At 31.9% G+C, this 13,252-nt stretch carries 13 protein-coding genes; 7 read left to right on the top strand and 6 right to left on the bottom strand.

The window, feature by feature from the left end:
- The first annotated feature begins 38 nt into the window (after nt 1–38).
- The 6 genes from OS191_RS07545 (at nt 39) to OS191_RS07520 (ending at nt 6,108) form a co-directional block, all read left to right on the top strand.
- Entirely contained in the window at nt 39–740 is a 702-nt protein-coding gene (locus OS191_RS07545) for a hypothetical protein (protein ID WP_267155099.1), read from the top strand.
- A 118-nt stretch (nt 741–858) separates the two neighbouring features.
- Entirely contained in the window at nt 859–1,059 is a 201-nt protein-coding gene (locus OS191_RS07540) for a hypothetical protein (protein ID WP_267155098.1), read from the top strand.
- 75 nt (nt 1,060–1,134) lie between these two features.
- On the top strand, nt 1,135–2,238 hold the full coding sequence (carA, locus tag OS191_RS07535) for a glutamine-hydrolyzing carbamoyl-phosphate synthase small subunit (protein ID WP_267155097.1): 1,104 nt from the start codon (nt 1,135–1,137) through the stop codon (nt 2,236–2,238).
- A gap of 74 nt (nt 2,239–2,312) precedes the next feature.
- The gene (gene eno / locus OS191_RS07530) at nt 2,313–3,605 is read left to right on the top strand and encodes a phosphopyruvate hydratase (protein WP_267155096.1); all 1,293 of its coding nucleotides are present in this window, start codon (nt 2,313–2,315) and stop codon (nt 3,603–3,605) included.
- A gap of 186 nt (nt 3,606–3,791) precedes the next feature.
- The gene (locus OS191_RS07525; protein WP_267155095.1) at nt 3,792–5,078 is read left to right on the top strand and encodes a citrate synthase; all 1,287 of its coding nucleotides are present in this window, start codon (nt 3,792–3,794) and stop codon (nt 5,076–5,078) included.
- A gap of 115 nt (nt 5,079–5,193) precedes the next feature.
- Nucleotides 5,194–6,108, top strand: coding sequence for a dimethylarginine dimethylaminohydrolase family protein (locus OS191_RS07520; RefSeq protein ID WP_267155094.1), 915 nt, complete (start codon nt 5,194–5,196; stop codon nt 6,106–6,108).
- Nucleotides 6,109–6,189: 81 nt separating this feature from the next.
- Here the strand turns inward: OS191_RS07520 and OS191_RS07515 are convergent, their stop codons facing one another.
- The 6 genes from OS191_RS07515 to lysS form a co-directional block, all read right to left on the bottom strand.
- Nucleotides 6,190–7,365 carry a M28 family peptidase gene (locus tag OS191_RS07515; RefSeq protein WP_267155093.1) on the bottom strand — a complete coding sequence of 392 codons (1,176 nt, stop codon included), beginning with the start codon at nt 7,363–7,365 and terminating at the stop codon, nt 6,190–6,192.
- 53 nt (nt 7,366–7,418) lie between these two features.
- On the bottom strand, nt 7,419–7,949 hold the full coding sequence (locus tag OS191_RS07510; protein ID WP_267155092.1) for a YceI family protein: 531 nt from the start codon (nt 7,947–7,949) through the stop codon (nt 7,419–7,421).
- Nucleotides 7,950–8,078: 129 nt separating this feature from the next.
- The gene (locus OS191_RS07505; RefSeq protein WP_267155091.1) at nt 8,079–9,002 is read right to left on the bottom strand and encodes a YeiH family protein; all 924 of its coding nucleotides are present in this window, start codon (nt 9,000–9,002) and stop codon (nt 8,079–8,081) included.
- A 77-nt stretch (nt 9,003–9,079) separates the two neighbouring features.
- Nucleotides 9,080–9,961 carry a LysR family transcriptional regulator gene (locus OS191_RS07500; RefSeq protein WP_267155090.1) on the bottom strand — a complete coding sequence of 294 codons (882 nt, stop codon included), beginning with the start codon at nt 9,959–9,961 and terminating at the stop codon, nt 9,080–9,082.
- Complete coding sequence (locus OS191_RS07495; RefSeq protein ID WP_267155089.1) at nt 9,958–10,893, bottom strand: hypothetical protein; 936 nt, start codon at nt 10,891–10,893, stop codon at nt 9,958–9,960. Before OS191_RS07495 ends, OS191_RS07500 begins: the two co-directional genes overlap by 4 nt.
- A 206-nt stretch (nt 10,894–11,099) precedes the next feature.
- Complete coding sequence (gene lysS, locus OS191_RS07490) at nt 11,100–12,794, bottom strand: lysine--tRNA ligase (protein WP_267155088.1); 1,695 nt, start codon at nt 12,792–12,794, stop codon at nt 11,100–11,102.
- A gap of 181 nt (nt 12,795–12,975) precedes the next feature.
- Here lysS and OS191_RS07485 point away from each other — a divergent pair, with 181 nt between their 5' ends.
- On the top strand, nt 12,976–13,134 hold the full coding sequence (locus OS191_RS07485; RefSeq protein WP_267148250.1) for a YqaE/Pmp3 family membrane protein: 159 nt from the start codon (nt 12,976–12,978) through the stop codon (nt 13,132–13,134).
- Nucleotides 13,135–13,252 lie beyond the last annotated feature (118 nt).

Below are 13,252 nucleotides of genomic sequence, written 5' to 3'. Positions count from 1 at the left end.
TATCCTTTTTTTATATTTGCGACTTAAAATTTTAAAAAATGACTAAATATTTAGTATTCCTTTTTGCTTTAACAGCGAACTTTTCATTCTCCCAAGCTTCTTCAGCTGGTTCAGTAGATAATTTTTCAAACGCAAGTAAAATGATTCATAATAATGGATTATGGGTGTCTGGTAGTTCTGCAGATTCAAACATAAAAGGGTCACCTTATTTATTTGATTCATGGAATTCTGAAGATGGTGTAATTTATATGAATGATAATAAGGCGTATAGATTAAAATCTTTAAATTATAATGTTCAATTAGAACGTTTTGAAGCTAAGTTTTCTGAAGATTCTGTTCTTGCATTAAACCCAAGAAACATTGACAAAATAGTTATAGATAACAGAACGTTTAAGCGTTATTTAGATCCGGAATTTCAAAGAAATTCATATTTCGAAAATCTTGTAACTACTAAATCTATTACTATTTTAAGAAAATATGAAATAGAGATTATAGAAGCAAACTTTAATCCAATGACTCAACAAAAAGTTTCAGACGATCAAATGGTTAAAAAAGAAAAGTATTACTATTCTATAGATGATGAAACTCTTAAAGAAATTAAGCTTAAAAAATCTCATATTTTAAAGACATTAGATTCAGACAAAAAAGATGCTATCAAGCAATATGCGAAAGATAACAACTTAAGTTTCAAAAATGTTGTGGATCTTAAAACAATCTTACAATATTACAATACGTTATAAGATTTAAAAATTTCATCAAAAAGCTTTATATTTAATTTCACTTAAAAAATTAATTATGAAGCTTTTTGCATTTCTATTATTTAGTGTTTGAGCTTTGAATACTATTTTTTCTCAATCAATGAAGTCATCCATGTATGGCACGGGTAGAGCATCGATGTTTAGACCTGTTTCTGCATCAGAAATTATTCCTTGTAATGCCTTTAAAAAAGCGTTTCTGGATAAGAAAGTGGATATTAGTAATTTTGTTAAAGAAAATAATTTTGACTATCTAACAAAGAGAGATGTTGTTAAAATTCTCTCGTATTATAATTCTCTTTAATAAAGAAATCATAAATAAGGATAAACATTTTAGTTTATCCTTTTTTTTATGCAATTTTGCGAAACTTTTTTAATCATGAAATACAACAAACGAGAGAAAGCCATAGTTTTATTAGCAGACGGAACCATTTTTCATGGTAAAGCCATAGGGAAGTCTGGTACAGCTTTTGGCGAAGTCTGTTTTAACACGGGTATGACAGGCTACCAGGAAATTTTTACAGATCCATCCTATTTTGGACAATTAATGGTTGCTACTAATGCACATATTGGTAATTATGGAACCCAAAAAGATGAAGTAGAGTCAGATTCTATTAAAATATCTGGGTTAATATGTAAAAATTTTAGTTTCGAGTATTCTCGAGATGCAGCAGATGCTTCCTTAGAAGAATTCATGAATAAAAACGAATTGTTTGCCATTTCAGATGTAGATACCAGAGCTTTGGTTACTTATATAAGAGAACATGGTGCAATGAATGCCGTGATTTCTACAGATATTGACAATATTGAAGGATTAAAAAAACAGCTATCAGACATTCCAGATATGAATGGTTTGGAGTTAGCGTCTCAAGTTTCTACCAAAGAACCTTATTATTATGGGGAAGAGAATGCCACTTATAAAATAGCAGCTTTAGATATTGGTATTAAAACTAATATCCTTAGAAACCTTGCTAAAAGAGATGCCTATATTAAAGTGTTTCCTTATAATGCAACTTTTGCAGAAATGAATGCTTTTAATCCAGACGGTTATTTTTTATCTAACGGACCCGGAGACCCAGAACCTTTGGAAGCAGCACGAACTCTAACAAAAGAGATTTTAGAAAGAGACCTTCCTTTATTTGGTATTTGTTTAGGACACCAAGTAATTGCATTAGCAAATGGAATTTCTACTTATAAAATGCATCATGGACATAGAGGGATTAATCACCCGGTTAAAAATCTTTTAACAGGTAAAGGGGAAATTACATCTCAAAATCATGGTTTTGCTATCAATAGAGAAGAAGCAGAAAAGAATTCAAATATAGAAATAACCCATGTGCATTTAAATGATCATACAGTTGCAGGAATACGTATGAAGAACAAGAATTGCTTTTCGGTTCAATATCACCCAGAAGCAAGTCCTGGACCACACGACTCTTCCTATCTCTTCGATCAGTTTATAGAAAACATAAAAAACAAATAATTAAAAACCTCAAGTCATTTGATTTTTTGAGGTTTTTATGTAATTAATAATTAATCAATTTTAAAACATTTAGTATGAGCATTATTATTAACATTCATGCAAGACAAATTTTAGATTCAAGAGGAAATCCAACTATAGAAGTAGATGTGGTTACCGAGAATGGAGTTATGGGACGTGCAGCAGTGCCATCTGGAGCATCAACTGGAGAACATGAAGCAGTAGAGTTACGTGATGGTGGAAAAGCTTTTATGGGAAAAGGTGTTTTAAAAGCGGTTAAAAATGTCAATACAATAATTGCTCAGGAATTACTAGGAATGTCTGTTTTTGAACAAAATTTAATCGATAAAATCATGATCGATTTAGATGGTACTCCAAACAAATCAAAATTAGGAGCTAATGCCATTTTGGGGGTTTCTCTAGCTACAGCAAAAGCTGCTGCTAACGAATTAGGAATGCCTTTATACAGATATGTTGGTGGAGTTAGTGCTAACACGCTTCCAGTACCAATGATGAATATTATTAACGGAGGTTCGCACAGCGATGCCCCAATTGCTTTTCAGGAGTTTATGATTATGCCTGTAAAGGCTAAGAATTTTACTCAAGCCATGCAAATGGGGACTGAAATTTTTCATCATTTAAAAAATGTGTTACATGATAGAGGATTGAGCACTGCAGTAGGAGACGAAGGTGGTTTTGCACCAAATCTAGCTGGAGGCACAGAAGATGCTCTAGACACTATAAAAATGGCTGTAGAAAATGCTGGTTATAAATTAGGCGATGATATTGTGATTGCCTTGGATTGCGCTGCAGCTGAATTTTATGTCGATGGAAAATACGATTACACCAAATTTGAAGGAAGTAAAGGTCAAATAAGAACAAGTAAGGAACAAGCTGATTATCTGGCTGAACTAGCTTCAAAGTATCCAATTATTTCTATAGAAGATGGTATGGATGAAAATGATTGGGATGGATGGAAGTACCTAACCGAAAAAGTGGGAGATAAAGTACAATTAGTTGGAGACGATTTGTTTGTAACCAATGTGGAAAGATTATCTAAAGGAATTGATAATGGAATTGCAAATTCTATTTTAATTAAAGTCAATCAAATAGGTACATTAACAGAAACCATTGCAGCTGTAAATATGGCTCATAATGCAGGTTACACCTCTGTGATGTCACATCGTTCTGGGGAAACCGAAGATTATACCATTGCAGATTTGGCCGTAGCTTTAAATTGCGGACAAATAAAAACAGGTTCAGCATCACGTAGTGATAGAATGTCTAAATACAATCAGTTATTACGTATTGAAGAAGAGTTAGACGAAGTAGCCTATTTTCCTGGAGAAAGAGCTTTTAAGGTAAAGTAACTACCTTAAAACATACGTATTTAAAAGCGATTATCCAATAAAGGATAATCGCTTTCTTTTTTACTATCAATTTTATCAATATTTTTATTAGCAAAACCTTTGTTAAGTGCTTTATTAATCGTTAGATATTTTGTAAATTTGTGAAGTTAAAAAGCACACAAAATTATAATAACATTTTTACAATATATGTCAGAAAAAGCAACAATAGAAATTAAAGGTAAAACATACGAATTCCCAGTAGTAGTTGGGACTGAAAATGAGGTTGCCATAGATATTAAAAGCCTAAGAAGTACCACAGATGGTGTAATAACCATAGATCCAGGATATAAGAATACCGGGTCTTGCGAGAGTGCTATTACGTTTTTAGATGGAGAAAAGGGGATTTTAAGATACAGAGGATATTCTATTGAAGAACTTGCTGAGAAGGCTGATTTCCTAGAAGTTGCTTTTCTATTAATTTTTGGTGAATTGCCAACTAAAGAGCAATTAGATAAATTTCATACAGACATTAAAGCACAGTCTGTTGTAGATGAAGATATTCGTAAAATTGTTGATGCCTTTCCAAAATCGGCACATCCAATGGGAGTTATTGCATCTCTAACAAGTGCATTAACTGCTTTTAACCCTTCTTCGGTTAATGTAAATTCTGAAGAGGATATGTACAAAGCCATTGTGAAAATATTAGGGAAATTCCCTGTATTAGTAGCTTGGACCTTAAGAAAGAAAAATGGCTTGCCATTAGATTACGGAGATAAGAACCTTGGTTATGTAGAAAACATCTTAAAAATGATGTTTAAACAACCAAACGAAGAATATAAGTTTAATCCAATTGTAATAAACGCTTTAGATAAATTATTAATTCTGCATGCAGACCATGAACAAAACTGTTCAACATCTACTGTAAGAATTGCTGGTTCGTCTCATGTTGGCTTATTTGCATCTCTTTCTACAGGTATTTCTGCACTTTGGGGACCACTTCATGGTGGTGCAAACCAAGCTGTTTTAGAAATGCTTGAAGCAATTAAGGAAGATGGTGGAGACACTGCTAAGTATATGTCTAAGGCTAAAGATAAGGAAGATCCGTTTAGATTAATGGGCTTTGGTCATAGAGTTTATAAAAATTTCGATCCAAGAGCAAAAATTATTAAAAAGGCTGCAGACGAAATTTTAAACGATTTAGGTGTTGAAGATCCTATTTTAAATATTGCAAAAGCATTAGAACAAGAAGCTCTAAAAGATCCTTATTTTGTAGATAGAAAATTATATCCTAATGTCGATTTCTATTCAGGTATAATATATAGAGCTATGGGGATTCCAACAGACATGTTTACAGTTATGTTTGCTTTAGGTCGTATGCCAGGCTGGATTGCACAATGGAGAGAAATGCGTTTAAACAATGAGCCTATTGGCCGTCCTCGACAAATATATGTTGGAGAAACTTTAAGGTCTTTTAAAGCTATTGAAAAACGATAATTATATTTTTAAAATACATAAAAGCTTCATTTTTATTAATGAAGCTTTTTTTTATGTCTATTAAAAAAGACTAGAATTTTTGATAACCAAATAATTATTTTAGGTTTGTAATACTATGATAAAGTTAAACGTAAAAAACGAAACATCAAGATTAAGAGCGGTTGTATTGGGAACAGCCATAAGTAGCGGTCCAACACCAACGGAAGACCAAGCTTACGACCCAAAATCTTTAGAACATATTAAAGCAGGAACTTATCCTGTAGAAGCAGATATGGTTAAAGAAATGGAAGCTGTGGCCAAAGTTTTCGAAAAATATAACGTGAAAGTTTATAGACCGGAAATAATTAAGGATTGTAATCAAATCTTTACTCGAGATATTGCTTTTGTAATAGATAATGTATTTGTTAAAGCCAACATTCTTCCAAACCGTGAAGAGGAGTTAGATGCTATTCAATTTGTTATAGACCAAATCAATCCTGAAAAAGTGGTTAGACCTCCAGAAGAAGTTCATATTGAAGGTGGAGACGTGATGCTTTGGAATGATCATATTTTTATTGGAACTTATAAAGGCAGCGATTACAAAAATTATATTACTGCCAGAACCAATATGGAAGGGGTGCAATATATTAAAGACTTATTTCCAAATAAGATTGTTAAAGAATTCGATTTGGTAAAATCTAAAATAGAGCCAAGAGATAATGCTTTGCATTTGGATTGTTGTTTTCAGCCTGTTGGTAAAAATAAAGGCATTATCTATAAGAGTGGTTTTAGGGAAGAAAACGATTATATGTATTTAGTGAATTTATTTGGCAAAGAAAACTTATTTCATATTACTCGAGATGAAATGTATAACATGAATAGTAATGTGTTTTCAATTGCAGAAGATGTGGTTATTTCTGAAAAAAACTTTACTAGATTGAATACATGGCTAAGAGAAAATGGGATAACGGTTGAAGAAGTTCCCTATGCGGAAATTGCTAAACAAGAAGGATTGTTACGCTGTTCTACTTTACCTTTAATTAGAGATTAATAAAAGCACTGAGTTGAAAAACAGAAAAAGGTCTTCATATGAAGACCTTTTTCTGTTTTGTTAAGTAGCAAGAAAGTTATCTTAGTTTATAACTAATTTTTTTGTGACCTTACTGTTACCAACTTCAAAAACAGCTAAATAAATCCCTTTGTTTAAGTTGCTTACATCAAGTTTGTTGCTTGAAGTTTTAAAGGTCTTATGAAGTATTTGTTTTCCTAAAATATCTATCAATTTAAAAGTAGCATATTCCTGATCTTTCAAATCCATATAAATATTAAGATTTTCTTGAACAGGATTTGGATACATACTGAAAGTTACATCAATATTATAAGACTCTGTTTGGAGCGCATTAAAATCTACTTGTGCAAAAAACAAGGCAGCTCCAAGTGTTCCTTTAGTGACTTCAAATAAATAGGTTGGATCCATATTTGCTAAAATATCATTAGGACCATGTGCATATGGTGTTTCGTTAGATTCGTACAAACCAGTAATTATTTCTCCATTATCTTCAAAAGGCATATAGTCTGATGCATAGGCATAAGAAATTTCAGTACTTAGATTAGAATATAATTCAATGCAGTTAGCTAGCTCATTAGTTGCTATATTAGATGCTGCATTATTGGTAGAAGGAGAATTACTTTGATCTCTTTCGCAAACAATGGTATTGTTTGTCATCCCGTTAACACCTCCTACTTCATCTATATTTAGAACCAATTTAATGTCTAAATTTTCAGGAATAACGGTGTTGTTTACATAATAATTACTGCCAATTAAACCATCTTCTTCGCCACTAAAGTGAATAAACTTGATAGAATACTCTGTTGGTATATCCAAAAGTAATCGTGCCAACTCCATAATTAAAACTGTTCCGGAACCATTGTCATTGGTGCCTGGACCATTTTTTGTATCGTAGTGGCCATCAATTATAAGAAAGGTATTTGGATAAGTAGTTCCTGTTTTAGTAATAACAATATTGTTACTAGTGCCAGATGAATATGTAAAAGGTTGTAATTCTATGTCTGAATAGCCTAAGTCGGTATATCTGGAAGTAATCCAGTTTTCAGCATTTGCTAATGCTGTGGTACCAACTTCTTTTACTCCAAAATTTTCGAAAGTAGTTAAGTCTGTTAAAATATTTGTAGCAGAAGTATTGTTTACTATATTCCCAAAATAAGGATTATAGGTCTGCGAATAGGTGTTAAAACTAGAGACTAAAAGAATTGTAAATAATTTTGTAATCAAGTAAGTTTGTTTCATTTTATAAACTTTATGGGACTACAAAAGTAGTATAAAAAATTTTAAATAAAACATTAGGATTTTACCACACAAGTAATAGTAATTTTTGCTGTACTTCCAACCATAAACGTTCCAGTGTCTTCTCCAATATTATAATCTAAACGCTCTAATTCAAAATCACCAGAAAAAGTGTTGTTGGTAAATTCAAAAGGAATCTCTACTATTTTAGTCACACCATGAATAGTAAGGTTTCCTTTAGTAAGATATTTTCCTTCTTGTTTAATAATAGATGTAGATTCAAAACAAATAGTTGGATATGTCTCAACTTCAAAGAAATCTTCAGAACGTAAATGTGTGTCACGTTTTTTATTTCCTGTGTCAATAGTTCCAGCATCTATACAAATATCGAAATTGGAATTTTCTAAATCTGCTGAATTAAAATTAAAAGTTCCACTCATATTTTTAAAAGTGCCTTTCACGGTATTTAAACCAAGATTACTAATTTTAAAGCTAACTTCAGATGCGTTATTGTCTATGGTTTGGCTTTGAAAGAAAGTAAATCCTAAAGTGGCTATAAATAAGATAATACTATATATCGTTTTCATAATGAGGTTTTTAATTAGAAAATCTAGTTTCTATAAATTTAAAAAAAAGGAACTACATATCTATAATTCCTTTCTTATACTTTCGTTAAATTTTTAAATCTGAATGGTACTCTAAAACGTGATTTTTTATTAGAAATTGATTATAAAAACTAAAGAAAAAATACTGATAAATACCCAAAGTATGGTGGAGAATAACACAGGTTTAAAGCCTGTTTCTTTTATATCTTTAAATGTTAAACTAGCACCCACCAAGAATAAAGTAATAACTAAAAGTCTTTTTGATATGTCAACAATATTTACAGAAACTATCTCAGGTATTAATCCATAGCTATTAATTAACATAGCAGCTATAAACCCTAAAATAAAATACGGAATCTTAATATTTTGGTCTTTACTTTTAAACAAGGCCATAGCAAAAAAGGATAAAGGAATAATCCATAAGGTTCTTGCTAATTTTACTGTGGTAGCAATTTGTAATGCTTTATCTCCAAATTCTAAAGCTGCGCCAACTACAGAGCTTGTATCGTGAATAGCAATAGCACACCAGGTTCCAAACTGTGTTTGAGACAGATTAAAAACATGCCCGAGAGAAGGGAATATTAATAAGGCAATAGAGTTCAATAAAAAGACAACTCCTATAGCTACACTTATAGTTTTGCTGTCCGCTTTAATAACTGGAGAAATTGCTGCGATAGCACTTCCTCCACAAATGGCCGTTCCTGAAGTCATTAAAAAGCCTAGTTTTTTGTCTACTTTTAAAACTTTAATAAGCAATAATCCAATACTTACAGTTAAAAAAATAGATAGCGCTGTAATAACGAAACCTTCCTTACTGGTTTTTATAGTTTCGGTTAGAGACATCCCAAAACCAAGTCCAATTACCGAAGCTTTTAATAGAAAACTAATGGCTTTTTTAGATTTAATAGGAAACGGATGTCCTAATGTTAAGGTGAAAAGAAATCCTGATATTAGAGCAACAGGACTATTTATAATATTTAAGGCTGCTAAAACTATAATTAGAGAAAATACAGCTATTTGAATATTACGCTTCATAATTATTGACTTTATTTCGGTGTAAAATTAGGAATAAGTTATAACTCTAAAGCAATATTTATAGTGATGTGGTATAACTAAAAGTTATAATTGGTTTTAATCAGTTTGTTGAGTAAATCCATTTTTTGCGATTGATAACCAGTTCTACAAACAAAATAGAAATCGCGTTCAAAACTGATGTTTTTAATATCAACAATTTTTAGTTTATTTTGAATCAGTTTTTCAGTAATAGCATGTACGGAAAGTAGGGCATAAGTATTAGAGTGTTCTAAATATTGTTCAATAGCTTCTGTACTATTTAGGGTAATAACATGATTTAATTTTTGAACCTGATGGGTCTTTAGGATATCCTCTATAATATCCCGGGTTCCAGATCCTAATTCCCGACTTACAAATGGAAGTTGGGATAATTCTTTTTTAGTTACAGAATTTTTACTATTCGGGTTATGTGCGCTTGTAACTAGAACAACTTCATCATTTATAAACTTAGTATATTTTAAAAGCTGATTGGAAGATTTTCCTTCAACAATACCGTATTCTAATTTCTGATCAAGAATTTTTTGTTCAATTTCTTTCGTATTGCTGCTAGTTATATGAAATGTGATATTAGGTGCGTTTTGTTGAATTTTAGCTAAAACCCTTGGCATAACATAAGTGGCAATAGTAGTGCTTAAACCTAAATGAAATTCTAAATTTTCATGATCTTCATGAAACAAAAAACTGTGTTCAAGTTCTTCAAATAACTTGGTGATTTTATAGGCATAATCAAGAAAAATCTTCCCATCGTTTGTTAAAGAAATAGAATTTCTAGATCTGTTAAAAAAAGTGGTATTATAATCTTCCTCTAATTTAGCAATGGTTTTAGAGACTGCTGGTTGAGATAAGTTTAAATCTTTAGAGGCCAAAGTAAAGCTTAAATGCTGAGCTACTTTTATAAATATGTTTAGCTTGTATCTCATTTTTTTAGAGTAATTTCTTTGCCAATCCGTATGTAGTTTTCTTTTATAAACAAAGGCATATTTCTTGCGCCAATAGCCTCAAGATTATCAAATCCACTAGGCCAAAAATACCCTAAAATAGCTATAACTTTGGGCTCTTTCTTAGCTAAATTATAATAACTGTTTGCCACATCCGCCATGTCTTCCAGAGCTATATGTCCATAAGTTCCGTGCAAAGAAGGTATATAATGTGTATCCATTACAAGCACAATTTTTTGTTGCTCGTTGGAAAGTTTAGATTTTAAAAGATGGAATTCATTTAAAAACTGCGGATTGTTTTCTGGGTCTTTTACAGCATAATGATCAAACCCAACCCAATCTATAGAACCAGGAACTTCTAATTGGTCAATAACTGGGTAGGCTTCAATTATAAGAATAGGAATATCAGGAATACTCGACTTTATAAGGCTTGAAGCCATTTGTAACTCGTTAAAACTTATGCCATTCCATGTAGGTTCTTCACCAATATAAAAAGCCTGGACTAAATTTTTGTTGTCTTGAAGATTATTAGTTTGTACAAATTTGTTCCATCTGGACTCAAAGTCCAAACGCAAACTGTGCTTCAAGCCAGAAGGACTATTGGTACCGGTGACTTCAAAAAACAGATCGGACAGATGTAAAATACTTTTAACATCTACAGCATTCATTTGATTTAGACTTTCAATAATATTATCTGAAGGACCAAGAATAAGTATATCGGCTATATTTGAGAAATCAGAAACCTCATTTAAGTAGTTTGTTTTTGTGTTCGAGTCTGTTGGATCATCCCAATAAGTAACTATTAAAGTAAAACCAAAATAACTAATATGAGAAGTTTCTACGTCGTTATTGGGTTCGTTTTCTTTATTACAAGCCCAAAGTATGATTAGAAATATAAAGATTAAGTTTTTCAAACAGTTAATATTATAAAAAAGTAACGATATGATTCTAGTAATTATTTATCGGTAAATTAATAAAATGCACCGAGACTTAGTTGTCTCTAAAGTACATATTTTTGGCTAGCTAGTAAAATTTTTAGAAAAAGCAACTCCATAAAATACATTAAAAAAAAAGGAACTACATCTCTGCAGTTCCTTAAATATATAATTAAATGATATTCTTAGATTAGTTCCACAAACAAACCATCATCCGTTTTTTCAACTTTGGCAACTTTGTTTTTGGTTAAGTCTTTAATAGCCTTATCCCATTTTTTGTTAGATAAACCAGATTGTCCTTTCAAGTTGTTTAAATCTATTTTTTCAACTTTATTTAATATTTCTAAAACAGCTTTGGCATCTTCACTAATTGCTAAGGGCTTTTTCTCTGGTCTCATTTGAGGGAAAAACAGCACCTCTTGAATAGATTGATTATTAGTTAAAAACATAATTAATCTGTCCATTCCAATTCCCATTCCAGATGTTGGAGGCATCCCGTACTCTAAGGCACGAAGAAAATCGTGATCAATAAACTCGGTTGCTTCATCGTCTCCTTTTGCTGCCAATTTTAATTGATGCTCAAAACGCTCCCGTTGATCAATAGGATCGTTAAGCTCTGAATACGCATTGGCTATTTCTTTCCCACAAACCATAAGCTCAAAACGCTCGGTTAATTCTGGATTGTCTCTATGTTCTTTACATAACGGACTCATCTCTTTTGGATAATCTGTTATAAAAGTTGGTTGGATGTAATTACCTTCACATTTTTCTCCAAAAATTTCATCAATCAGCTTGCCTTTTCCCATGGTATTGTCAACTTCAACACCTAAGTCTTTCGCAGCTTGTCTAATGTCATCCTCGGTTTTACCAGTAATATCAAACCCTGTAAAATGCTTGATAGAATCTGCCATAGTTACTCTGGCATAAGGTGCTTTAAAGTCTATTTCGTGCTCGCCGAAAATGGCTTTGGTTGTTCCGTTTACGGCTGTAGCACAATGTTCCAATAATTGTTCACAGAAATCCATCATCCAGTTATAATCTTTATAAGCCACATAAATTTCCATAGCCGTGAATTCTGGATTATGGGTTTTGTCCATACCTTCATTTCTGAAGTTTTTAGAAAACTCATAAACACCTTCAAAACCACCAACAATAAGACGCTTTAAATATAACTCGTTGGCAATTCTCATGTATAAAGGAATGTCCAAACTATTGTGGTGCGTTACAAATGGTCTTGCGGCTGCACCTCCAGGAATTGGCTGTAAAATAGGGGTTTCTACTTCAAAATAACCTGCGTCATTAAAGAAATCACGCATGGCATTGAAAAGCTTTGTTCTTTTAATAAACACCTCTTTTACATGCGAGTTCACCACTAAATCAGCATAACGTTGTCTGTAACGTAACTCAGGATCTGTAAAAGCATCATGCACTTTTCCGTCTGCATCAGTCCTTGGAAGCGGCAATGGTCTAAGAGCCTTACTTAAAATAGTAAAATCTTTTACCTTTACTGTTTTTTCTCCTACTTTGGTAGTAAACAATTCTCCTTCTACACCTACAAAATCGCCTATATCTAATAACTTTTTATAAACGGTATTGTATTTTGTCTTGTCGTCTCCAGAACAAATCTCATCTCTGTTAAAGTAAACCTGTATTCTACCTTCGCTATCTTGAAGTTCAGCAAAACTAGCATTTCCTTGAATTCTACGAGACATTAAACGACCGGCAATAATTACCTTTTTACCTTCAGAAAAATCCTGTTTCACCTGTTTGGAAGTGTGGTTATAAGGAAATAAATCTGCAGGATAAGGATTGATGCCTAATTCGCGTAATTTTGAGAGCTTCTCTCTACGTACTAACTCTTGTTCTGATAATTGCGACATATATATTGAAATTGTAATATTTTTGAAGCAACAAAGATAATTACTATTAGTTAGGATATCAATTTATTATATTGGAAAATATTCTTGTAACAAATTGGAAGATTTATGTACTAATAGGTATAAATCATCAATCAATTCTTCTTAAAAATTAAAAACCTTAGAAGAGTATAAATTAAATTAAATGAGTTTTTGGCGCGTTATTCTTGCTATTATTTGTCCTCCTTTAGCCGTTATAGGTAAAGGATGTGGATCAATTCTTATTGTTTTCTTATTATGGCTTTGTGGCTGGGTTCCCGGAGTAATAGCAGCTTTGGTGATTTTGAATAATCCGAAAAATTAGTTTTTTGTTTCAGCCACAGTAAAGAGTTGTCATCTTAAGACCAAAGTTGAAAAATATGTTATTGATGACGAATTTTGATTTTTAAATCCTGATTTTTGTCTTCAAAAAAGTGTAATTT

The organism is Xanthomarina sp. F2636L (assembly GCF_026410195.1).
Classification (GTDB): domain Bacteria; phylum Bacteroidota; class Bacteroidia; order Flavobacteriales; family Flavobacteriaceae; genus Xanthomarina.
Note: the sequence above shows the minus strand (reverse complement) of the source record. Positions and strands in the feature narration are given on the sequence as shown.

Coding starts and splice junctions, on each gene's coding strand:
- OS191_RS07545 (WP_267155099.1), top strand. CDS start 39: ATGACTAAATATTTAGTATTCCTTTTTGCTTTAACAGCGAACTTTTCA.
- OS191_RS07540 (WP_267155098.1), top strand. CDS start 859: ATGAAGTCATCCATGTATGGCACGGGTAGAGCATCGATGTTTAGACCT.
- carA (WP_267155097.1), top strand. CDS start 1,135: ATGAAATACAACAAACGAGAGAAAGCCATAGTTTTATTAGCAGACGGA.
- eno (WP_267155096.1), top strand. CDS start 2,313: ATGAGCATTATTATTAACATTCATGCAAGACAAATTTTAGATTCAAGA.
- OS191_RS07525 (WP_267155095.1), top strand. CDS start 3,792: ATGTCAGAAAAAGCAACAATAGAAATTAAAGGTAAAACATACGAATTC.
- OS191_RS07520 (WP_267155094.1), top strand. CDS start 5,194: ATGATAAAGTTAAACGTAAAAAACGAAACATCAAGATTAAGAGCGGTT.
- OS191_RS07515 (WP_267155093.1), bottom strand. CDS start 7,365: ATGAAACAAACTTACTTGATTACAAAATTATTTACAATTCTTTTAGTC.
- OS191_RS07510 (WP_267155092.1), bottom strand. CDS start 7,949: ATGAAAACGATATATAGTATTATCTTATTTATAGCCACTTTAGGATTT.
- OS191_RS07505 (WP_267155091.1), bottom strand. CDS start 9,002: ATGAAGCGTAATATTCAAATAGCTGTATTTTCTCTAATTATAGTTTTA.
- OS191_RS07500 (WP_267155090.1), bottom strand. CDS start 9,961: ATGAGATACAAGCTAAACATATTTATAAAAGTAGCTCAGCATTTAAGC.
- lysS (WP_267155088.1), bottom strand. CDS start 12,794: ATGTCGCAATTATCAGAACAAGAGTTAGTACGTAGAGAGAAGCTCTCA.
- OS191_RS07485 (WP_267148250.1), top strand. CDS start 12,976: ATGAGTTTTTGGCGCGTTATTCTTGCTATTATTTGTCCTCCTTTAGCC.